The organism is Bacillus sp. K2I17 (assembly GCF_002209985.1).
In the GTDB taxonomy this organism is placed as follows: domain Bacteria; phylum Bacillota; class Bacilli; order Bacillales; family Bacillaceae_G; genus Bacillus_A; species Bacillus_A wiedmannii.
On the sequence record NZ_NJGF01000026.1, the window covers coordinates 37328 to 60327 of the forward strand.

Genomic DNA, 23000 nt, shown 5'->3' on the forward strand with positions numbered 1-23000 from the left:
TTCTTTTATTTTATAGATTCACAAATGCATTGTAGTAATGCTTCTACAGTGTACTCTTTCGGCATAATAACATGTGGAAAATAAAGGATCGCCTCTTTTTCCGTAATAGGCCCTATACAAGCAATTGTACAGTTTTTTGTCCATTCTCTCCAGTTTGTACCCTCAAGTAAACGAACAAAACTAGTAACAGTTGAAGGGCTTGTAAATGTAATAATGTCTACTTTCCCTACTTCTAACGCTACTATAAGCTCTTGCCTTTTCCCTACATTCTCTTTCGTACCATATACGATTAGCTCATCTAGAGAAACACCAATTTCGCGAAGTGCAACTGGAATTACATCTCTTGCTAAATTCCCTTTCGGAAATAAAATGCACTCGTTTCCACTTAGTCTTTTTACAAACTCTTCTGCAAATACTTCTGCAACAAATGCAGTTGGAACGAAGTCCACTTGATAGCCCCGCTTTTCTAACTCTAACCTTGTTTTCACGCCTACTGCAGCAATTTTAGTCTTTGCGGGTAGCTTCTTTCTCAAACTATCTAGAAAAAAAGCTACTCCATTTTTACTCGTAAAAATAACCCAGTCATACGAATGCAGGTGCCCTGCTATATGTTGAATTTGCCTATGAGACATACCTTCCATACGCAAAAGCGGAATTTCCAATGGAATTCCGCTCTTTTCTTTCACCGCTACACTCATTTGTTTCGCTTGATGCTGGGCACGTGTAATTAATACCGTTTTGCCAGCGAGAGCGTTCATATTTATTGTTGCCCCTTATTTGCAGCAAGAATGAGTTCTTTGGCGCCTTGTTTAATTAAACGGTCCGCAGCCTCTAATCCTACTTCCTCTGGATTAGTTCCTACTACTATCTCTTTCAATAAAATAGAACCGTCCATAGAACCGACAAGAGCTGTTAATTCGATTGCATCATTTTCTGTAAGAGTTGCATATCCAGCGATCGGAACTTGGCAGCCACCTTCAAGTTTATGAAGAAATACTCGTTCTGCCGCCACTGTTCTTTCTGTTACTGCATCATTCATATGCGCTAACAACTGTAGTAAATCCTTATCATCCTCACGGCATTCAATCGCTAATGCACCTTGTCCTACAGCAGGTACACATAACGTCTCATCTAAATGTTCTGTAATAACTTCATTATCCCAGCCCATTCTTTGTAATCCAGCTGTTGCTAAAATGATTGCATCGTAATCCTCTTCTTGTAATTTACGTAAACGTGTATCGATATTTCCTCGAATCCACTTCACTTGTAAATCTGGTCTCGCAGCTAATAATTGTGCACTGCGTCTTAAACTACTCGTACCTAAAATAGCGCCTTCTGCTAACTCTTTAAACGCTGCTCCGCTTTTTGAGATAAAAGCATCACGAGGGTCAACACGCTTCGGTGTACAACCAATCATTAATCCTTCTGGAAGTACGGCCGGCATATCTTTCATACTATGTACAGCCATATCAATTTCTTTCGTAAGTAACGCATGTTCAATCTCTTTAACAAACAAGCCTTTTCCGCCTACTTTTGAAAGAGTAACATCTAAAATAACATCACCTTTTGTGACGATTTCTTTCACTTCAAATTCATATGGTAAACCTAGTGCTTTTAACTGATCAATAAACCAGTTTGTTTGCGTTAATGCTAATTTACTCTTTCGTGACCCTACAATAATTTTGCGCATAATTCTCTCTCCTCATTATAAATACCAAAAGTGGAAGTTGGATAAACTGCTTAATAGAAAAATATTGATTAGCATTACGAGAAATGCTCCGATGTTCCACTGCACGATTTTCTTCCCTTGCAACACATCTGCCACTCGTAAATATAGGCCAGCACAATATACAAATAGAACGACAAAAGACCCAATCACTTTCGTATCATACCAATGGAAATTATCCAATTTCGTATATCCCCATATGCATCCTAATAAAATAGCTAATAAGAAAAATGGAACAGAAAATAAATTTAATCCGTAAGACATCGATTCTAGCTTCGGTAAATTCCCTAACCTTCTTAATCTCGCATTCCATTTTTTCTTTTTTAATAGGCGATATTGCAATAAATACATAATAGAAAAAATGAACGATACAGTGAAAGTTGCATAAGAAATAATAGCCATACCGACATGTACATATACAAGTTCTGAAACTAATTGCTCTGCCAGTACCGGCGACATCTTTCCGAGCGGTGTAAAAATAGAAAAAGCGCTTACGCCAAATGCGACAACATTTGTAAAAAAGACTAGAAAGTCAATTCTCATAAATCGATTAATGACTAACGACATCGTAATCAATAGCCAAACATAAAAATAAATCCCTGATAATAAAGTTAATATAGGGTTCGTTTCTGAATCTGTAGCCCTAAGTAACATAAAGATAGACTGCAGAACCCATACAATCGAAAGTAACCAAAAAGCAAATCGGTTCGCCTTTCGGTTACTTTGGAAATAATCTATAAAATATAAACTAATGCTACAAGCATATAAAATAATTGCAATATGATAAATAATACTGTTATTTAAAAAACTCATCCGATCATCCTTCCAAATTATAAAGATGGAACGGATGGTGTCCACGCTCTTTTATGTTCTACTTCTTCCGCACAACTCTCTACATCTTCCATTTCTAAGTCGAAAATCTTTGCAAATAACGCTAATTTTTCGTCTGCTCCCTCTTCAGCAGCAATTTCTTTCGCTACTAAAATTGGGTCTTTTAATAATTGATTAATAATACTTTTCGTATGCTTACTAATTACTTTTCTCTCACGGTCACTAAGATTCGGTATTTTTCGTTCCAAGCTTTCCATCGTTTCACTTTGGATAGCAAGTGCCTTATCACGAAGAGCTGCTATTAACGGAACAACACCAAGTGTACTTAACCACGTTTTAAATAAAACAATTTCCTCTTCAATCATAAATTGAATTTTCTCTGCTTCTTTCAAACGCTCAGCACGATTTGCTTCCACTACTCCTTGCAAATCATCAATGTCATATAAGAAAGAACCTTCTAGTTCATCAATCGCTGGATCAATATCACGTGGCACTGCAATATCCACCATAAATAACGGACGACCAGAGCGCATTTTCTCTACCTTTGTCATCATCTCTTTCGTAATGACATATTCAGATGCACCAGTTGAACTAATTAAAATATCTGCTTCTAATAATGCACATTGCAATTCACTTAAAGGCTTTGCATGTCCCATATATTTCTCAGCCATTACTTCCGCTTTCGTAAACGTCCTATTCATGACGGTTACTTTTCGAGCACCGCTTCCATATAAGTTTTGCAGTGCCAGCTCACCCATCTTACCAGCACCAAGAATAAGCACATGACAATCTGTTAACTCACCAAATATTTTCTTTCCGAGCTCAACAGCAGCATAGCTAACAGACATCGCACTTTCACCAATCGTCGTTTCTGAGTGCGCACGTTTCGCTAACGTAACCACCTGCTTAAACAACTCATTAAAAATTGTGCCTGTCGCTTTTACTTGTTGCGCTTCTAAAAAGCTATCTTTTATTTGGCCTAAAATCTGTGTTTCTCCAACTACCATAGAATCTAAACCGCACGTCACGCGGAATAAATGATCTATTGCACCGTCTTGTTCAAAAATAATTAAATATGGTGCGACTTCTTCTATTTCAAGCTGAAACCAATCAGCTAAAAACTTCTTAATATAATACCGTCCCGTGTGTAATTGATCGACAACAGCGTAAATCTCAGTGCGATTACAAGTTGATACAATGACATTCTCTAACACGCTCTTTTGATTTTGTAATGTAGTCATTGCTTGCTCTAGCTCTGCTGCCTGAAATGTGAGTTTCTCACGAAATTCTACAGGGGCTGTTCGATAATTTACACTAACAACAAGAATATGCACGCAGCATGTCCCCCTTCACCCGTTTTATCACTTTATCTACTATCATAATACAACTTTCCTCTTATGAATCTGACAATCGTGTGAACAACCGATTATTTTTTATTTATTCTCCGTATGTAATAAAGGAGATTCAGTAAAACTAATAAAGACTTTCTACTTTATAATGATTATAAATTAATAACTCTATTTGTACGTTACCAAAAAAAGCCCTCATAATCAAGTGATGGAAACTATTCCATATGAATTATAACATCATCTTTCCTATCTTCTTTCATCATGAAGAAAAATATGTATGATTGTTCCAAATTGTAGCACAAACTTTCTCAATACAATGTATTTGACATTGTATTTCTTTTTCGTTATATTGATTTTATAAAATTAAATTGTGCACAACTTAACTAGAAAGGAGTTATGTATGACAGAGAATTCTTTACATCTAGATAACCAACTTTGTTTTTCTATTTACGCCTGTTCTAAAGAAGTTACCCGCTTTTATCGACCATATTTAGAAGATATGGGTATTACGTATCCCCAGTACATTACTTTACTCGTACTATGGGAGCAAGATGGACTAACAGTAAAAGAAATTGGAGAACGTCTATTTTTAGATTCCGGTACGTTAACACCTATGTTAAAACGAATGGAATCATTAAAACTTGTAAAACGCGTTCGTTCCAAAGAAGATGAGCGCAAAGTTTGTATTAAATTAACAGAACAAGGTAAAGACTTAAAAGAAAAGGCTTGTTCATTGCCGACAACAATGACAACAAATTTAGGAATTACAGAACAAGAATATCGTTCTTTATTAATTCAATTAAATAAACTAATTGAAACAATGAAAACAATTAATGATAGAAAAGGGGAATAAACATGGATAAATTATATACTGCTTCAGTAACTGCTACAGGTGGAAGAAACGGAAAAGTAATTTCAGATGATGGCATATTAAATCTTGATGTAAAAATGCCGAAAGCACTAGGTGGTGCAGGCGGAGAGGCAACGAATCCAGAACAACTATTTGCTGCTGGTTATGCCGCTTGTTTTGATAGTGCATTACAACTTGTCATTCGTACAAAACGTGTGAAAGTAGAAAGTACAGAAGTAACTGCTCACGTTTCTATCGGAAAAGATACAGATGGTGGTTTCGGCCTATCTGCTGTACTTGATGTACATGTTGCTGGCGTCTCTCATGACGAAGCACAAGAACTTGTAGAAGCCGCTCACGGTGTATGTCCTTATTCGAAAGCAACAAGAGGTAATATTGAGGTTACATTAAACGTACGATAAAAAAATTTAGTAAATAAAAAAAACGCGCGACATTCGTCACGCGTTTTTTGTTTTTGTCATTCTATGAATTGCCTTCCACGCTTCTTCTTTTCCAAGTCCTGTTTCAGAAGAGAATAGAACGATTTCATCGCCAATTTCAACAGCAAGCGTTTCTTTTACAACTTTTAAATGCTTTTGCCATTTCCCTTTCGGAATTTTATCAGCTTTCGTCGCAATAATAATTGTTGGGATTTCATAATGCTTTAAGAAATCATACATCATCACGTCATCATTTGTTGGTTGGTGACGTAAATCAACTACTAATACAGCTGCGTCTAATTGCTCACGTGTTGTAAAGTAAGTCTCAATCATTTTGCCCCATGCTGCGCGCTCTGTTTTAGATACTTTCGCATATCCATAACCTGGAACGTCAACAAAATGCATCATCTCATTGATCAAGAAAAAGTTCAACGTTTGCGTTTTCCCTGGTTTAGAAGAAATACGTACTAACTTTTTACGATTTAAAATTTTATTAATAAAGGAAGACTTCCCGACATTTGAACGACCTGCTAATGCAATTTCTGGTAAATCACTGTCTGGATATTGTTCTGGTTTAACAGCACTAATTACAATATCTGCTTTTGTTACTTTCATTGTTTCACTCCTACTAATGCGTGCTCCAATACTTCATCTAAATGAGATGCAAGCACAAACGTAAGGTTTTCTTTTACGCTTTCTGGAATATCATCTAAATCTTTCTCGTTTTCTGCTGGCAAAATAATTTTTGTTAAGCCTGCGCGGTGAGCACTTAATGTTTTTTCTTTTAAACCACCAATTGGTAATACACGACCACGAAGTGTAATTTCACCTGTCATCCCCACTTCTTTACTTACAGGAATACCTGTTAGTGCAGAAATAAGTGCCGTTGCCATCGTAATACCTGCTGACGGTCCATCTTTTGGAACTGCTCCTTCTGGAACATGAATATGAATATCATTTTTCTCATGGAAATTCGGATCAATCTGAAGTTCTTCTGCACGAGAACGAATATAGCTAAACGCTGCTTGTGCGGATTCTTTCATAACATCCCCAAGTTTCCCTGTTAAAATTAATTTCCCTTTACCTGGCGCTACAGACACTTCAATCGCAAGTGTATCACCGCCTGCTGCTGTATACGCTAACCCTGTTGCCATACCAACTTGGTCTGTTTTTTCAGCTTGCCCATAACGGAATATGTGCTTACCAAGTAAATCAACAATGTTTTTCTCTGTTACTACAATACGCTTACGTTCTGCTGTAACGATAATTTTTGCTGCTTTACGACAAACTTTTGCAATTTGACGCTCTAGCGTACGAACACCGGCCTCACGTGTATAATAACGAATAATTTCAAGAAGCGCTTCATCACGTACTTGTAAATTACCTTTTCGTAAGCCATGCTCTTTTAATTGTTTCGGCAATAAATGTTCACGGGCAATGTGAACTTTTTCAAGTTCTGTATAGCCAGCAATTGAAATAATTTCCATACGGTCAAGCAACGGACCTGGAACACTTGAAAGTGTATTCGCAGTTGCTACAAACATAACTTTCGATAGATCATACGGTTCTTCAATGTAATGATCACTGAAGTTATGGTTTTGTTCTGGGTCTAACACTTCAAGTAATGCCGCTGATGGATCTCCACGGAAGTCGTTAGACATTTTATCAATCTCATCTAATAAAAAGACTGGATTAACTGTTTTCGCCTTTTTCATACCTTGAATAATGCGTCCTGGCATCGCTCCAACATACGTACGACGGTGACCACGGATTTCAGATTCATCACGTACACCACCAAGGGATACACGGACAAAATTACGATTTAATGATGTTGCAATCGAACGCGCTAACGATGTTTTCCCGACCCCAGGAGGTCCTACTAAGCAAAGGATAGGTCCTTTTAATGAATTCGTTAACTTCTGCACAGCTAAATATTCAAGTACGCGCTCTTTTACCTTCTCAAGCCCGTAATGATCTTTGTTCAAAATCTCTTCAGAATGAGCAAGATCAATCATATCTTCTGTCGCTTCTGTCCACGGAAGTGCTAATAACCAATCCATATAATTACGAATAACACCGCTCTCCGCAGAACTTGCTGGTAACTTTTCATAACGGTCTAATTCTTTCAGTGCAGCCTTCATTGTTTCTTCAGGCATTCCTGATTGTTCAATTTTCTCACGAAGTTCTTCAACTTCCCCGCCCTTACCTTCTTTATCACCAAGTTCAGTTTGAATCGCCTTCATTTGCTCACGTAAGAAATATTCTTTTTGCGTGCGCTCCATTGAACGTTTCACTTTTTGTCCAATTTTCTTTTCTAAACTAAGTAACTCTTGTTCATCTTGAATAATTGAAATAAGTGTATGTAATCGTTCCTTCACAGATACAATCTCTAAGATTTCTTGTTTCTGCTTCGTTTTAATCGGCAAGTGAGAAGCAATTAAATCAGCTAATCTTCCTGGCTCTTCCACATCAGCTACCGTTGCAAATGTTTCATTTGAAACTTTTTTCGAAACTTTAATATATTGTTCGAAATGCTCCAGTAATGTACGCATAAGAGCTTTCTCTTCTAGATCATCTTCCACTTCTTCAGTTACCGTTTTGATAGAAACCTGCACTACATTCTCTTCTTCGATAAACTCTACTACTTCAGCTCTATGTAAACCCTCTACAAGGACACGAAGCGTACCGTTCGGCAATTTTAACATTTGCTTCACTTTCGCCACTGTACCTACACTATATATGTCATCTTCTTTCGGATCATCGATATTCATTTCTTTTTGCATCGCTAAAAAGATGATATTTTCATCCATTGCCGCCTGCTCTAGTGCTTGTATCGATTTATCACGTCCTACATCAAGATGCAGAACCATCGTTGGATATACGAGAACGCCTCTTAATGGTAGGAGGGGTACGATTCTTTCATTCGTATTCATACTAGACATAGCACCTCCATAATAAATTAAACTCCTGTTCAACTATTTTATATTACAATACATCTAGATGCAATTGCAGAGATTTTCCGCAATTGTAAATCCCTCGTTTTTTCTCCCTTTTAAAAAGGAAAAAGACTCCGCTTAAGCATACAAACTTAAACGAAGTCTGGCAAATTTTATTATCGTTCATTCTCACATTGATTGTGCATCTGTTTCGTCTACAGTAGTATGTATATCAAGGTCTCGATGCATATTTTCCTGCATAAATGTTAGCTCAAATACTTCTTTTAACTTACGAACAGGAATGATTTCAATTCCTTTTATTGTATACAAAAACGGTTGCATGTTTTCAGCAGGAATGATGACTTTCTTAGCACCTGCTTTTTTCGCAGCTTTTATTTTTGCGTACACACCACCAATAGGTTTCACTTCCCCGTGTATACTTATCTCACCGGTCATCGCTACTTCATTACTCACATACGTACGATGCACTGCTGAATATACACCTGTTGCCATAGCAATACCTGCCGAAGGCCCATCAATTGGGATACCACCTGGAAAATTAATATGTATATCGTACCCTTCTGGCAACACATCTAGAGAACGAAGTACTGTTAATACATTATCTACAGAACCTTTCGCCATACTTTTACGGCGAATGGATTTCGTTTGACTACCAATACTTTCCTCTTCCACAATCCCGGTAACATTTACCGACCCTTTATCTTTCGCCTTGATTGCTGTTACTTCAATTTCTAATAACGCGCCTGTATTTGGTCCGTATACAGCAAGTCCATTTACAAGACCGATTCTCGGAATAGGATAAATACGTTTTTCATATTTCGGTGTAAGTTGACTAGAGTGAACAACCCACTCTATATCTTCATCTTTAATGAAAGAACGTTCTTCATTTATTGCCATACCAGCAGAAATTTGTACAAGGTTAATTGCTTCTCGTCCATTTCTTGCATACATCCCGATCATTTCAACACCATTTTTACCTATTTGCATTTCCACTTTATCAGCTGCATTCTTCGCTACTTTTTGAATCTCTTCTGTATCTAACTCACGGAAAAACACTTCTAAACAGCGTGACCGAATAGCAGGAGGAATCTCCTCTGGCGAACGTGTCGTCGCCCCAACTAAGCGAAAATCGGCTGGCAAACCTTTTTGAAAAATATCATGTATATACGTTGGAATCATCGAATTTTCTTCACTATAGTACGCACTTTCCAAAAATACTTTCCGATCTTCTAACACCTTTAACATTTTGTTCATTTGAATTGGATGTAATTCACCAATCTCATCAATGAACAAAATACCACCATGCGCATCTGTTACAGCCCCTTTTTTCGGCTGTGGGATACCCGCTTGCCCCATTGCACCTGCCCCTTGATAAATCGGATCATGGACTGAACCAATTAATGGGTCTGCAATACCACGTTCATCAAATCTTGCTGTCGTCGCATCAAGTTCGATAAATGTTGCATTCGTACGAAATGGAGATTTCGGATTGCGTTTCGCTTCTTCCAATACAAGGCGTGCTGCCGCTGTCTTCCCGACACCTGGCGGACCATATATAATTACATGTTGCGGATTCGGACCACAAAGAGCCGCTTTCAACGACTTAATCCCGTCCTCTTGCCCTACAATATCTAAAAAGGATGTAGGACGTACCTTCTCCGCAAGCGGCTCTGTTAAAGAAATCTCACGCATTTTACGAAGCTGTTCTAATTCTTTTTTCGATTCTCGATCAATTGAAACTTTTTGTGTTCGCTGATTTCGAAGTAAATGCCAAAAATACAATCCGACAATTACACCAAAAACAAGTTGAACAAGTAAAAATATATTTGTCCAGCTCATAATTTATTTCCTCCCGCAATGTTTTATCATTTAGTATTTCCGCGGAGGAACATAGCTAAACATAAAGAAAAACAGCAATTATAAAAATTGCTGTTTCTTCTTCGCACTATGCAGATGTTTTTGTATCAAGTACAGTACCGTCTTGTAACACCAATTTCGGCGGTTCATTATCAGCTACTGTTTCTTTCGTCAGAATACACTTCTCGATATCTTTGCGAGATGGAAGTTCGAACATTACATCAAGCATTAAGCCTTCAATAATAGAACGAAGTCCACGAGCACCTGTTTTACGTTCAATTGCTTTTTTCGCAATCTCAACTAGTGCACCTTCTTCAAACTCTAACTCAACATCGTCAAGCTCCAATAATTTTTGGAATTGCTTAACAAGTGCATTTTTCGGTTTCGTTAAAATATCTACAAGAGCATCTTCATCAAGCGGCTCTAGGTTCGCAATAACTGGAAGACGACCGATAAACTCCGGAATTAAACCGAATCTTAAAAGATCCTCTGGTAAAACGTGAGATAAAACATGCTTCTCATTTACATCAGCATTTTTCTTCTCAGCACCAAATCCAATTACTTTCTCACCAAGGCGACGTTTAATAATTGGCTCAATGCCATCAAACGCTCCACCACAAATGAATAGGATGTTCGTTGTATCAATTTGAATGAACTCTTGATGCGGATGCTTACGACCACCTTGAGGTGGAACGCTCGCTACAGTACCTTCTAAAATTTTCAGAAGTGCCTGCTGTACACCTTCACCAGATACATCACGTGTAATTGATGGATTTTCGGACTTACGTGCCACTTTATCAATCTCATCAATATAAATGATTCCTTTTTCCGCTTTCTCTACATCATAATCAGCTGCTTGGATTAATTTTAGTAAGATGTTTTCTACATCTTCCCCTACATATCCAGCTTCTGTTAAAGATGTTGCGTCCGCGATTGCAAATGGAACATTTAAAATACGCGCTAATGTTTGTGCCAATAATGTTTTACCACTACCAGTTGGCCCAATAAGTGAAATATTACTCTTCGCTAATTCTACATCATCAATTTTACTGTTAGAATTAATGCGTTTGTAATGGTTATATACCGCTACCGCTAGTGCTTTTTTCGCGTTATCTTGTCCGATGACATACTCATCTAAGATTTCACGAATTTCTACCGGTTTCGGTACATCTTTGAATTCTACTTCTTCGTCCTTCGCAAGCTCCTCTTGTACAATTTCAGTACAAAGTTCGATACACTCGTCACAAATGTAAACACCTGGACCTGCAACTAACTTTCGAACCTGCGTTTGTGTTTTACCACAGAAAGAACATTTTAATTGACCTTTTTCATCATTAAATTTAAACATATTTTCACACCCCTTACAAAGTGCTAACCTCTTGCCTTCGTATGTACACGATAAATGTATCGTATGTAAATACATATTATGTCACTACGTGGCGAGAAATACAAATAATATGACTAGTTATGTACAAATAAAAAATTTTTAAAACTTTTGAAATATGTATATTCGACTTGTAAAGGAAGTTTTCCTTCTTCATCGAAAAGTTTTATAAATATTTCTATATTTATAAAACAAGGCACGATTAAAATCGCGCCTTGTTATTTTATTATGCAGCGTTGTCTACTAAGAAGTCTACAGCTTTACGCACTTTAAGGTCTTCAGATAAAGCGTCTACGCTTCCAAGAGCTTGCTTGATAGCGTCTACTGGCATACCGTACATTTCAGCCATTTTTTCAACTTCTGCAGTTACTTCTTCTTCAGTAACTTCGATGTTTTCAGCTTCAATGATAGCTTCAAGAACAAGATTGATTCTTACGCGTTTTTGAGCGTCTTCTTTCATTTGCTCTTTTAACTTGTCAGCGTCAGTACCTGTGAATTGGTAGTAAAGCTCAAGGTTCATACCTTGTTGGCTTAAACGTTGCTCGAATTCACGAACCATACGATCTAACTCAGTGTCGATCATAGCTTCTGGAATCTCGATTTCAGCGTTAGCAGCAGCTAATTCTACTACTTCGTCACGTACTTTGTGCTCAGCTTCGTGCTTTTTGCCTTCTTCTAAGTTTGTACGAAGTTTTGTTTTTAATTCATCAAGAGTTGCAACTTCTTCGTCAGCTTCTTTAGCGAACTCGTCGTTTAACTCAGGAAGTTCTTTTGTTTTGATTTCGTGAATTGTTACTTTGAATGTAGCTGGTTTACCAGCTAATTCAGCAGCGTGGTACTCTTCTGGGAATGATACTTCAACTTCTTTAGAATCACCAGATTTAAGACCAATTACTTGCTCTTCGAAACCAGGGATGAAAGTACCAGAACCGATTGCAAGAGAATAGTTTTCGCCTTTTCCGCCTTCAAATGCTTCGCCATCAACGAAACCTTCGAAGTCGATTACAGCTGTATCACCGTTTTCAACAGTTCCTTCTTCTTTAACAACTAGTTCAGCTTGACGCTCTTGTAAAGATTTTAATTCATTCTCTACATCTTCGTCAGTTACAGTTGTTTCAACTTTTTCTACTGCTAAACCTTTGTACTCGCCTAATTTAACTTCAGGCTTCACTGTAACTTTTGCAGTGAAGATAAGGTTAGCATTTTTTTCGAACTTCTCGATGTTGATTTCAGGATGATCAACTGGGAAGATACCAGCTTCATCGATCGCTTCACCGTATGCTTTTGGTAAGATGATATCTAAAGCATCTTGGTATAAAGATTCGATACCAAAGCGTTGTTCGAATAACGGACGAGGCATTTTCCCTTTACGGAAACCTGGTACGTTAATTGTTTGTACTACTTTTTTGAACGCAGCGTCGATAGAGTTGTTTACTTCTTTAGCATCAACTTCGATTGTTAAAACGCCTACGTTACCTTCTAATTTTTCCCATTTTGCAGCCATTTATTCTTTCCCTCCAACTATAATAATGTATGCACATACCTCTATAGATTAAAATCTTCATTATCTCTTTTTTGAAATAACAAAAGTACAAATAATCCTCTAGCAAAAGCTTTCAGATATAATGTTTCAATCTACTAATTGTCTAAAAGACAACTACGGTATATTTTGTTCGAGAATAATATGAAACATATTAAGTAAGAGATTTACACTTCTCTTCTCTTACAAACAGGCAGATTTCTGCCTTTTGCAACCCTTACATTATAACATAGAATATGCTCGTTTCAAGAACCGAACGATTCTTTTTCATAATTATACGGGCAAATATCCTTCTCTTTCAACACGTAATAACCATTGATAGGCAATATGAAACTCTTCTAATTCAATATTATACGCTGTCATAAGCTCTTCTTCATCAATAGTCAATCCGAAACGCTTTCTTCCAATTCTCTCTAAAACAGCAGCCCAAATCTCCACTTTATCCATTAATAGAGCGAATGGGAAAACGCTAATTCGCAATTCTTTCCAATATGTAACCATCGCATCAAATATATCGGGATAATTTTGCTCTAATCGGCTTGATAATGTATGTATAATGTTATCGGATTGCTCCTCATTATGACCTGTAAATGCTGGAATCACCTTAATCGTATTCCCAAACTTTTCTACCTCTATCTCTTCTTCTATTTGATTTTCTATCATTTTATATAAAATAGAAGTTTTCAAATAAGGGTGCTGTTTTTCGTCTATTAAAAATTTCTTTAAAATAGGTAATGCAAGATCCAAGTCTTTTAACGAAAGTTGCTGAATCGCTCTTAGCTTTTGTCCAAAGTTTTCTCCAAACATTTCATTAGTAAACTCATCCAATTCAAAATTCGAATCGACTAGTGACGTATCTACTTCACTTAACATACCTTCTGCAAATAAAGCGAGCTGTGCTAATTTTTCCTTTTGCTCAGGCATTACATCTTTCGTTTGCAAAACCTTTTCAACGATTTCAATGACACCTTCATAATCATTTGTTTGAACTAAAATCGTCACATATGTTTCAAGAATATCACCAAATAATACAGCTCCTGTTTCAAGTAACTGTTCACATTTGTCTTTCGCTTCTTCCATATGTTTTAATTCTAACAAACAAATAACAGAAGCGAGTTCCGTTTGTTCCGTTTCTGCATTATACTGACGTAATATTTCAAAGCAGCGCAATGCATCTTCGAATTTCCGCTCTTTCAGTGCTAAAAAACCTTCATCAATATATCGCTCTGATAGTTGTGGAAACAATACGACCGTATTTTCTTTTTTATCCATACGTCCGCCTCTTTTTCTAGATTTTAATTATCTTTAAAGTAAATATATCAAATGAGTAATAAGAACACAACATCCCAAAACCCTTTGTTTGAAATATGGAAATATTTAATTTTTATATTTCGATATAAACAAATCCTTACTAAAAATTAAAAATGTACAAATAAAAATCCTCAGCAATTAAAGCAGAGGATTCATCATTAATGGAAAGCTTTTATAATAGTGGGGTATATAACAAGGGTAATAATTTGGAGAACAATAATTGCCATAACAATCATGCTAAAATAGAAGATTGGTTTACTTCGCTTCATTAAAAACATAATAATAAGCATCGTACAAGCAAACAAACTTAAGAAGAACAAACTCGTTGTCGAACTAAGTATACCACTCGGGACAAAGAACAATAACACTACACTACAAGTACCTATAATTCCAAATAACCATTCCATTCATTCACTCATTCCCTTTCCCTCTCATGGCAGTTTTTTTACTAAGCGATTAAATGTTTTACAACATCAACTACATACGTTAATTTCTCATACGCTACAAATCCAAAAGCAACTGTTAAACCCGTTACAATTAATCCTTTCATCATTTCTTCCTCCTCGTTTTATCGTTGTTACCTTTATTATAGAGGATTAGCAATTTGTTACCATCGAAATTCCTTACAGTTACCTTACAGAATTGTAAGATTTCAAAATGGATAGAAAAAAACCTCATATTACTTGAGAGGTTTTCACGGAATTTCTCTATAATTACTTGCAAAATTAACTTTTTCTCCTGGTTATTTTTCGGAGAATCCACTCTTAAACTGATAGATTTACTAAATAACTTAGGGTTGAAATAATTATTTGTTACTTTTCTTAACTTACCTTCAAATGTTTTTAATTATAAGAAAACACTTTATTGATATCGTGTTAATATATTTTTATACAATTAAGAATTTAATTTAAAAGGGGGATTATGTATGTTTAAAAAAATGGCTGCAGATGTATTAGGGCTAAGCGATGTAGGTTCTGTCATTACACCGAAAGATTACGATAAAGTTGATGCTGATGATTACGTGATGCATGAAGATGGGGAGAAAATTTATTTTTTAATCAAATCAAAATCAGATGAATATTGTTTCACAAACAAAGGATTAATCCACCTAGATGGTACAAGTGCAACAAGTAAAAAACGTACACTACGCCGCTTTAGTTATAGTAAGTATCAAATTAAAAACGTAGCACTTGAAACTGCAGGAACGATTGATTTAGACGTAGAAATTAAGTTCCAGATGGGGGATGAGCATTATTCAATTGATGTTCATAAAAAACATATTGAAGAATTAAAAGATTTATATAAGGCTTTACTTAAAATAGAAGAAATTTCATACGACAACGATATTACATTACAGTATGCACATAAAAGTCTAGATATGGCATCTAACGCTTTCAGCCGTATTTCAAACGCACAAGTAAATTTAGCAGAACAATTTAAAGAAATGAACGAGATCGCCTTTAACTGGCTCGTTGATACGAAGAAACAATATAACGTGAAAGATTATGGTTTTGTATTTGAGAAGTTTATTAATAACTAAACAAGAAACCCTTGTTATCAAAAGATAACAAGGGTTTCTTAGCGTCCCAGGAGAGATTTGAACTCCTACTCCGCCCATTCCCGTACTATTTTATATATTTCGATCGCAGTCTTAATATATCTTCTCCTTCACGAATGCCTGCCGATCCCTTCCTCACATTTTTTACGACAGTCCAATCTGGGTTAGTTTCATCACCGATGTTCTGTACTGTAAAGTTGCCATCACCATATTTCCGGTGACCTTCTGCCAATTTCTCTGTTAAATCATTCTCATTTGATCTAGCCATCTTTGCGCCATCTCCCTTTTTTATACAACCTTCTTAAACTGTCCAACCAATCACACGTCCAGTCAATTGGAGATTCTCGTTTTCCGCTTCTATTAATTGTAACACACTGTCGGGGATAAGTTCCGATAACGGCTGCTTAATCGTACTAGAATGGTAAAAAGTTTTATAACATTCTAAGTGAACAATTGGGATAATATAGATATGGATTTAAGTTTCATCATAAGCCTATTGATTCTTTAAATTAAACAAGAGAAATAGGGCGCATAAATAGCGCTCTTTTCTTAATGCACTTTAATCTATTGTATATAATAATTATCATATGTTACTTTATATTTTTTACACCTCTTGCACATACATCAATTTTTAAACAAACAAAAAACCTTGTTATCAAAAGATAACAAGGTTTTTTTAGCGTCCCAGGAGAGATTCGAACTCCCGAACCAATCTATAAAACTTGCGTCATAATAGCCAATACAATTCAGTTTTGAAACATTCCAGTTTTCGGTCAAGTGACCTTTTGAGAAAATCTTACCTTATTATATAGGCTACCGTCAAGGCAAAACTTTCTCAAGTCCACTCTCCACTCAAAATGGTAAAATCCACAATATAAATCTAAAGGAGTGATTCAATATGAGTAAAAAAAGAAAAGACGGAAAGATGCAAAAAACTACAGTCAAGAGAGATATAATAGTAACGACTGAAGGAGAATTCGACACTAAAGCTTTTGTTGAGGAGTTTGTACGAATTTTAAGGAACATGGAACGAAAGAATGAGATAGATCAGGAGGAATCTAAGAAGACGACTCCAAAAACTGAATCCCCTAATAACAAAGAATGAAGTCTTTGGAGCCTTCTCTCTAAAGGCTATACCAATCTGTAGATCGCTTACCCTTCTCTATCCGTCACGTTAACCTCACCACGTTCTTTCAAGTCTTCCCACAAAGTAAATACTTCTTCTAAAGGGTCTGCATGAGGTGGGACGGCTTCATACATCTTACGAAGCACACTAGAAGCTAGAATACTTTCAACCTCCGAGATAATGTCCTTTAAGTCATCTTCAGGGTAACGTATAGATGCAATACTTTCAGGTGTATGACCGTTCTTTGTCATTTCGAAAATCCCCCAAAGTTCCGCCCAAGTACGCCCTGTGTTTTCAAAGAGTCCTTTACGATTATTTTGCTTAGTCGTTAGCAGCTGAAGGTTATCTGCTCTATTGTCTTCAGGATTATTATTCTTATGGTCAACAATGTAATCCTCCGGTATTTCTGCTTGTAAGAAACATTCTGCAATAAAGCGGTGAAGATATTTCTTCTTTCTGTTCACATGTACTCCCAAGTATCCATTTCTACCAGTATTATGAATTCCAATATCTAAGAGTGAAGCCTTATACTTTCTGCCTTTTCTCTCATAAGCTTCACGGAAGACTCTGCCCATACTACTGCCCCAGTACCCTTCATAGAAAGGATGTTTCAACCATTCATCTTTCATGACATCACCTTTGAAGAAATTCACCTCTTCTACACGGATCACAAAGTAACTTTCCTTTTCGATGCCAAACTTCTCCATTAACTCTGCTGTAGTTATCGGCTCAACCCCTTTAAGCTTTAGTAGTGTACTTTCATACTGTTCATTCTTCATATTAAAACCTCCTCGTAATAACAAGCCTTACATGGTTACATACAGGATAGATCCGTTAAAGTAACACATATCCCGTAAAATTCAACTAAAAGAATAGGAATTTTTAGGCATTACTTAGCTGACGCCTAACTTCTGAGCTTCCTTCTCTTCTTCATATACGTCCTCAATCAATCCCTCGATGTATTCAGATATCTCCCCAAATGAGTAATCACCCATAAGTCCGTCCTTATACAATTCTCTTACTTGATCCTGCGCTTCTAGCAATCTCGATAATGTATGCAAATTAGTTTCCCTCTTTCGATTTATATTTTTATTTACGAATGTTAACTCTTTAGATAACCTGTCTTACTACTTTACGAATACATTCCACTAATGCTATGCTTAAAAATGGAGCTAAGAAGCAAATCATTAAAAACATTCCGTTGGACATGATTGTTTGTCTCCTTTCAAGTCAATCTCTCTACTTTGGTCGGTCGAAGATTGGCTTTTTTACTGTTTTGTAATTTCGGCAATTAGCGAATAAGATTAAGGGACTACTTATCATCCCTTAAAGCGTCTATCTTCAGAAAGTAACGGCTCACCCTTCTTAGCTCTATCTACAAGGCGCTGCAATTCTTCCTCGCCTACGATCTTAGAAACTCCCTTTAATGAAGTATAAAACCTGTAAACGCTCTTCGCTTGCTTGATGTCTTGTAAGTTGAGCTCTTCTTGAATCCGTTCGTAAAATTTTTGAGTGGTCTCATTCATGTCATCACCTCTATTCCCCTTACAAGGTCTATACTAACTAATTTCGGCAATTAGGTCAATATAATTTCGGCAATTATTTTATATTTTCTTTTCACTTCTATTTCAGCTTGTTTCTTTTTAGCCTCAGCTAGTAACCTCTTCCCTAGCGGTGTCCCAGTAAAAAAATCTTGAAGTTGTTGGTCGTTGAAATTCATTTCGTAATCATCCTTTATTAGTTATTTATCTTTCTGAAATTATTGCTTTGTTGCCGTTCAATCTAAGATCAATCTTTCCAGCAACCGCTTCCGCTTTATCAAGAATTTCATTTGCTTGTTTAACATAGGTGTAATTATGCTCGGGGATTATGCTCATAATCTTCTGTGTAATCTCTTCCGCTTGTATCAGTGAACTTTTCCCTTCAATGACTTTATAAAACGAAGGTCTTGGAATATCAGCTTTGCGAAGTAATTCTGAAAGAGATAATCCGTTATGATGAACCATGAAGAGGAGAAAACGAAGGTTTCTCCTAGTAGTGGGTGGTACGAAGGGTAAACGTGTATCAGTCTTAATGTGTATCATTCCTTTCCTCATATACAGTTGTCTACGATTAGATTAAATAAAAAACACTCTTGCGAGGTCGTGATGAATGCCTTTAGTTAACCATCAAACTTACGGGATATAACTTACAAAATTTACCTATCTGTGTATAAGAAAAATCAGAAAAGATATATCCGTCAGCTTGATAGTTTCAGAAGAAGTTTACAATAATTTTTCAGTTTATATAGATACGATTGAACGCATTATAAAGCTATTGAGCAAACATTTCGCTGATAATTCAGAGCCAGCCTTCACTTGACATGAACTCAATAACTTTATGAAGCCCTCAAACGGCGAGGGTTCTACAAGGGGGCAAGGTGGTTAATGTGCGGTAAGCTTTAAAGTTGATAGAATGTAGGTATTCAGCTGCTACCATACAGTGAGTAAATCCATCAAGTAACCTTACATATTAAGTATACAACTGTCTACACATCTCGTAAATGAGTGCTTTTCAAAAAGATTGCTAACACGTGAGGCTAAAAATTTTAGGGGAAATTCGCCAATCACGTTAAGGGATATTCTATAGGTTGGTAGTGGATGGTCGGAAGGCTTGTCTTTCTGATCGCACCCCCTGTGCCTTCCCCGAAAGTTTTTTCTTCTCCGCTTCTCCAAAGAAATTTTCGTCAGCAAATCGCTCAAATAAGATTCAGCAAATTTTTTATTTCTTTTTGTGATATTTTCAAAAGTTTTTCTCAAAGCTCCCACAAATTCTTTTTTCTTTCCCGACTTTCTCGCCACTTCTCCAAACTTTCCCGCAATCGCTCCCATCCTCTCTGAAAGCAATGAAGGTCGTGACCGCACAGAACAATAAGTTCTTTGGACAGACTCATTTAAGACTGCATCGACTCCTCCGTCACCCTCTCCTCAATGTGAGAGATGCATCAGTGTCTCCTTTGTTGATAAGACCTGTCAGCCTCCTCCACATCGGCTTTCGTCAAGTTCGTGGAGCTCAATGAGTGTGCGGTCGGTCGTATCGGTGGTATCAGCTCATATGGTGACTGTATGAAGTTATACTATATGTGTTAGTACATAAGCAATACATTATAGTTAGCAACTCATAGCTACATGAATCAACTTTAGAGTTATAGACTAGGCTTCCCGTCTGATATACATAGATGATACTTGTCACTATGACAAAACTCAACAGATTTGACAGTATGATTTTAGAGTGATAGAATCAACCTTATTAACATGACAAAACTTACTGACAAAAGGAGCGGTGACAAATGACAGTATTCGGATATGCTCGTGTATCCTCTAAGGGGCAAGACCTGTCAGTACAGATTGAAGAGCTTACAAACAAAGGAGCAACTGAGATTTACTCAGAGAAATTCACAGGAGCTACCTCTGATCGCCCTGAGCTTCAGAGAGTACTAAATGTATTAAAAGAAGGAGATACACTCATAGTGACCAAGCTTGACCGTCTGGCAAGGAATACAAAAGAGGGAATTCAAATTGTAGAGGAGCTATTCTCGAAAGGTATCAGCGTTCATGTACTGAATGTCGGGCTTCTTGAAAATACTACGATGGGAAGATTTTTCTTACAGACAATGCTTGCAGTTGCGGAGATGGAGCGATCTATGATTTACGAGAGAACTCAAGAAGGCAAGGAACATGCTAAGGCAAACAATCCGAACTATAAGGAAGGACGTCCGAAAGCTCTCACTACTAGCCGTTACGCTGAGTGCATGAAGCTTTTAGAGACTCATTCCGTTAAGCAAGTAGCAAACATTATGAATATATCTGAGAGAACAATCTATAGGTACAAGCGTGAGTGTCAGGCTGAATAGTCGGACTCTTTTTATGCAATTTTCCGTTTATAAGAACCTTAATATAAAAGTATTTATCTGTCAGACACTGATAGCCACTAAAGGGGAATTTCATCAGATTTCCACCTCAATTAAGAGCATCCTCATTTATTTCACAAACCCAGTAATATCAAAGCTTCAGGGTTCATTTTTAGCTTATAGGTTTCATTTTTGGTAATATATTTTAAGCTTTTCCCTTCAACACTTTTAAGGTTAGACTTGTAAAGATATGACTACCGTCAGCAATCCGTTTCACTCCTTGCGAATCATCTTGTATCACTATGGGTATATTTTAACGGCTATAGTAAATACATTAAGATTGATGAATGACATTAGTGAGACGGGAACAGAGTGAACGGCTGACAGATAGGAGCGTAGCGAACTAGCATATCTATATGAGATTAACGGCTATACTTAACCTTTAAAATTACATAGAGTATAGAGCATTCTACAAGGAGGTTATTAGATTGCACTTTACTCTCCCAAGGGCTAGACCCTATTTTACAAATGGACAAAAACGACTATTATAAGTCCAAAAAGTGGACAAAAACGACCATTGCATAAGGTTGTTCAATTGTGATAATCTATCTATAGACATAAGAGAAGCCCATCAGTTTGGCGACTGACAGGCTTTAGGCTCGTGAAACTGTAGGAGGAGACACGAGAACGGATATTCATTTTAGACATTTTCATAGTATTTCACATTCGGGTTGTTGGCTACTGAGTCAGCAACCTTTTCTATTTCTTCTAAGGTTACTTTTTCAGCCTGTTTACTTGCAATGTATGGATTCATTACAAAGAAGTCCACTTTTGCGCTTACAAAAATAAGAATACGGTTTGCTTTAAATTTTCGGATACTTGCTGTAACAAACTTATGATTGTAACCTAATTGTGATACGATGTCTTGCACTCTCCAAGGCTGAACATTCCCCATATCGTACTCAGTAGGATTCGCACATAATATATGAGTCTTCCAATGAAAGTGCGCTAGTAGATCAGCTAGAAGTCCAAGCTCTTTAAGCGTTAAGTCTTGTGATACTTCCCGTACTCTTTGCTGGAATACTTTCACATGGTTCATCTTGTCCCCTTCTAAGCTTCCACACTTATATAACATCTCCGTGAATGTAATGATGGTCTCTTTGCCTTCTTTACGGGTAGTTAATGCTCCGATGTTCTCACACTCTGTAACGATTCTCTTAGCCTGTCTAGGTGACTTCCCTGTCAGCTTAGCTAGTTGGTTTACTGTAAATTCTCCACCTCGTGTATCAATCAGGATGCCGTCAGAGTTACGCTTGATGAATGTACTCATGAGTAGTAGCGCACCTTTTTGGACGTCATTCAGAGTTTCCTCGATAGCTAGATGTCTTCCATAGTTTTGCCATGAGAACCAGGTCTCCTCATGCTTACCATCAGCTTTTCGTTTTATCTTCTTCTTAGCTAGTTTCTGTCCTTCTGTCGTGATTGTATCTCCATTCTCACGGAGTAGCTTTCTAGCTTCCCTTATTGCTCTTTCTTTTTCTCTATTTTGCATTGCGATTCATGTTCCTTTCTTTCAAAGAGTCGTTCCCTCCCTATTAAATATCATTCTAAAACTTCACTCAACCCGCTACACTAAGGTGTTTTTCATTAAGTTTGTTTAGGGTGTTACTAGGCATTTACTCTGAGATTCACCACTACTTTTATAGCTATTATGCTTACTTTCGAGTTGTTCTTTTGATAGTTATTCAAACAAAAAAAACAGCTAAGTAAATTTACTTAGCTGTTGATATCTTTTAATCTCTCTTCTATTTTCACTAATAAATCACGTTCCCATGACGGAAACTTTTTCGCTTGCATTTTTACTGATAAATCATGTTATAATGTAAGCAGATAGTTAACTTCAAAAAAACACCTTCAATATATTACCTGAGTAATATTGCTTTGTAAATAAAAATATTGAAGTTGATGTATACTCGAGGTTAACAAGTACACAAACTAAAAAGACAGAAGCCTGAGAAACTCCTGTCTTCAGTAACCCATCACTATTCTGAGAAAATAGATGGTGTGGTCATAGCAGCAACTTAATTAGTTTTCCAACTTGCGAACCGCCCACTTTTGAACCGCACCCAATTTGTTAGACACTTAATTAACAATTGGAGGTGCGGTTTTATTATGTCTAGAA

Annotated in this window: 24 protein-coding genes; 5 read left to right on the top strand and 19 right to left on the bottom strand. The window is 36.8% G+C overall.

What is annotated here, in order from left to right:
- Nucleotides 1-5: 5 nt before the first annotated feature.
- Genes hemD through hemA form a run of 4 tightly spaced genes read right to left on the bottom strand, consistent with a single transcriptional unit; the run spans nucleotide 6 to nucleotide 3891 of the window.
- Nucleotides 6-758, bottom strand: a complete 753-nt coding sequence (hemD, locus tag CER22_RS23180) for a uroporphyrinogen-III synthase (RefSeq protein ID WP_088064513.1) — start codon at nucleotides 756-758, stop codon at nucleotides 6-8.
- Between the two features lie 2 nt (nucleotides 759-760).
- Nucleotides 761-1690 carry a hydroxymethylbilane synthase gene (gene hemC / locus CER22_RS23185; RefSeq protein ID WP_088609691.1) on the bottom strand — a complete coding sequence of 310 codons (930 nt, stop codon included), beginning with the start codon at nucleotides 1688-1690 and terminating at the stop codon, nucleotides 761-763.
- 15 nt (nucleotides 1691-1705) lie between these two features.
- Nucleotides 1706-2539 (bottom strand): cytochrome c biogenesis protein, encoded by an 834-nt coding sequence (locus CER22_RS23190; RefSeq protein WP_000008998.1) that lies wholly within the window; start codon nucleotides 2537-2539, stop codon nucleotides 1706-1708.
- 17 nt (nucleotides 2540-2556) lie between these two features.
- Nucleotides 2557-3891: a glutamyl-tRNA reductase gene (gene hemA, locus CER22_RS23195; protein ID WP_088609692.1), complete on the bottom strand. Its 1335-nt coding sequence runs from the start codon at nucleotides 3889-3891 to the stop codon at nucleotides 2557-2559.
- A 415-nt stretch (nucleotides 3892-4306) separates the two neighbouring features.
- On the opposite strand from hemA, the gene CER22_RS23200 reads away from it, so the two are divergent.
- Together CER22_RS23200 and CER22_RS23205 are read left to right on the top strand one after the other, a co-directional pair.
- Complete coding sequence (locus CER22_RS23200; RefSeq protein WP_088609693.1) at nucleotides 4307-4759, top strand: MarR family winged helix-turn-helix transcriptional regulator; 453 nt, start codon at nucleotides 4307-4309, stop codon at nucleotides 4757-4759.
- A 2-nt stretch (nucleotides 4760-4761) separates the two neighbouring features.
- Nucleotides 4762-5178, top strand: coding sequence for an organic hydroperoxide resistance protein (locus CER22_RS23205; protein WP_048541345.1), 417 nt, complete (start codon nucleotides 4762-4764; stop codon nucleotides 5176-5178).
- Nucleotides 5179-5214: 36 nt separating this feature from the next.
- Here CER22_RS23205 and ysxC read toward each other — a convergent pair whose 3' ends face one another.
- The 7 genes from ysxC to CER22_RS23240 all read right to left on the bottom strand — a co-directional run bounded on the left by ysxC (nucleotide 5215) and on the right by CER22_RS23240 (nucleotide 14652).
- Complete coding sequence (ysxC, locus tag CER22_RS23210; protein WP_000869124.1) at nucleotides 5215-5811, bottom strand: ribosome biogenesis GTP-binding protein YsxC; 597 nt, start codon at nucleotides 5809-5811, stop codon at nucleotides 5215-5217.
- On the bottom strand, nucleotides 5808-8138 hold the full coding sequence (gene lon / locus CER22_RS23215; protein WP_000097312.1) for an endopeptidase La: 2331 nt from the start codon (nucleotides 8136-8138) through the stop codon (nucleotides 5808-5810). The genes ysxC and lon overlap by 4 nt, the downstream gene beginning before the upstream one ends.
- A gap of 183 nt (nucleotides 8139-8321) precedes the next feature.
- Nucleotides 8322-9992 carry an ATP-dependent protease LonB gene (lonB, locus tag CER22_RS23220; RefSeq protein WP_000119166.1) on the bottom strand — a complete coding sequence of 557 codons (1671 nt, stop codon included), beginning with the start codon at nucleotides 9990-9992 and terminating at the stop codon, nucleotides 8322-8324.
- A 106-nt stretch (nucleotides 9993-10098) separates the two neighbouring features.
- Nucleotides 10099-11358, bottom strand: a complete 1260-nt coding sequence (gene clpX / locus CER22_RS23225; RefSeq protein WP_000472285.1) for an ATP-dependent protease ATP-binding subunit ClpX — start codon at nucleotides 11356-11358, stop codon at nucleotides 10099-10101.
- Nucleotides 11359-11620: 262 nt separating this feature from the next.
- On the bottom strand, nucleotides 11621-12898 hold the full coding sequence (gene tig / locus CER22_RS23230) for a trigger factor (protein ID WP_000729261.1): 1278 nt from the start codon (nucleotides 12896-12898) through the stop codon (nucleotides 11621-11623).
- Between the two features lie 309 nt (nucleotides 12899-13207).
- Nucleotides 13208-14206 carry a hypothetical protein gene (locus CER22_RS23235; RefSeq protein WP_000358261.1) on the bottom strand — a complete coding sequence of 333 codons (999 nt, stop codon included), beginning with the start codon at nucleotides 14204-14206 and terminating at the stop codon, nucleotides 13208-13210.
- A 197-nt stretch (nucleotides 14207-14403) separates the two neighbouring features.
- Complete coding sequence (locus CER22_RS23240; protein ID WP_001983650.1) at nucleotides 14404-14652, bottom strand: hypothetical protein; 249 nt, start codon at nucleotides 14650-14652, stop codon at nucleotides 14404-14406.
- A gap of 518 nt (nucleotides 14653-15170) precedes the next feature.
- Between CER22_RS23240 and CER22_RS23245 the strand changes: the two genes are divergently transcribed.
- On the top strand, nucleotides 15171-15785 hold the full coding sequence (locus tag CER22_RS23245) for a PH domain-containing protein (protein ID WP_000473869.1): 615 nt from the start codon (nucleotides 15171-15173) through the stop codon (nucleotides 15783-15785).
- A gap of 85 nt (nucleotides 15786-15870) precedes the next feature.
- Here the strand turns inward: CER22_RS23245 and CER22_RS23250 are convergent, their stop codons facing one another.
- On the bottom strand, nucleotides 15871-16071 hold the full coding sequence (locus tag CER22_RS23250) for a hypothetical protein (RefSeq protein WP_000124458.1): 201 nt from the start codon (nucleotides 16069-16071) through the stop codon (nucleotides 15871-15873).
- Nucleotides 16072-16701: 630 nt separating this feature from the next.
- Between CER22_RS23250 and CER22_RS23255 the strand changes: the two genes are divergently transcribed.
- Complete coding sequence (locus CER22_RS23255; RefSeq protein WP_088609694.1) at nucleotides 16702-16908, top strand: hypothetical protein; 207 nt, start codon at nucleotides 16702-16704, stop codon at nucleotides 16906-16908.
- A gap of 47 nt (nucleotides 16909-16955) precedes the next feature.
- Here the strand turns inward: CER22_RS23255 and CER22_RS23260 are convergent, their stop codons facing one another.
- The 6 genes from CER22_RS23260 to CER22_RS23275 all read right to left on the bottom strand — a co-directional run bounded on the left by CER22_RS23260 (nucleotide 16956) and on the right by CER22_RS23275 (nucleotide 19799).
- The gene (locus CER22_RS23260) at nucleotides 16956-17708 is read right to left on the bottom strand and encodes an HNH endonuclease signature motif containing protein (protein ID WP_088609695.1); all 753 of its coding nucleotides are present in this window, start codon (nucleotides 17706-17708) and stop codon (nucleotides 16956-16958) included.
- Nucleotides 17709-17822: 114 nt separating this feature from the next.
- Nucleotides 17823-17990: a hypothetical protein gene (locus CER22_RS33190; RefSeq protein WP_179211929.1), complete on the bottom strand. Its 168-nt coding sequence runs from the start codon at nucleotides 17988-17990 to the stop codon at nucleotides 17823-17825.
- Nucleotides 17991-18248: 258 nt separating this feature from the next.
- Complete coding sequence (locus CER22_RS23265) at nucleotides 18249-18455, bottom strand: hypothetical protein (RefSeq protein ID WP_088609696.1); 207 nt, start codon at nucleotides 18453-18455, stop codon at nucleotides 18249-18251.
- Between the two features lie 50 nt (nucleotides 18456-18505).
- On the bottom strand, nucleotides 18506-18649 hold the full coding sequence (locus CER22_RS33195; RefSeq protein ID WP_179211928.1) for a hypothetical protein: 144 nt from the start codon (nucleotides 18647-18649) through the stop codon (nucleotides 18506-18508).
- 25 nt (nucleotides 18650-18674) lie between these two features.
- Nucleotides 18675-19013 (bottom strand): hypothetical protein, encoded by a 339-nt coding sequence (locus CER22_RS23270; protein ID WP_142293541.1) that lies wholly within the window; start codon nucleotides 19011-19013, stop codon nucleotides 18675-18677.
- Nucleotides 19014-19433: 420 nt separating this feature from the next.
- A complete protein-coding gene (locus CER22_RS23275; protein ID WP_088609698.1) occupies nucleotides 19434-19799 on the bottom strand; it encodes a hypothetical protein in 366 nt (121 codons plus the stop codon).
- A 458-nt stretch (nucleotides 19800-20257) separates the two neighbouring features.
- Between CER22_RS23275 and CER22_RS23280 the strand changes: the two genes are divergently transcribed.
- A complete protein-coding gene (locus tag CER22_RS23280; protein WP_088609699.1) occupies nucleotides 20258-20821 on the top strand; it encodes a recombinase family protein in 564 nt (187 codons plus the stop codon).
- Between the two features lie 697 nt (nucleotides 20822-21518).
- On the opposite strand, the gene CER22_RS23285 is transcribed toward CER22_RS23280, so the two are convergent.
- Nucleotides 21519-22370 carry a hypothetical protein gene (locus CER22_RS23285; protein ID WP_088609700.1) on the bottom strand — a complete coding sequence of 284 codons (852 nt, stop codon included), beginning with the start codon at nucleotides 22368-22370 and terminating at the stop codon, nucleotides 21519-21521.
- Nucleotides 22371-23000 lie beyond the last annotated feature (630 nt).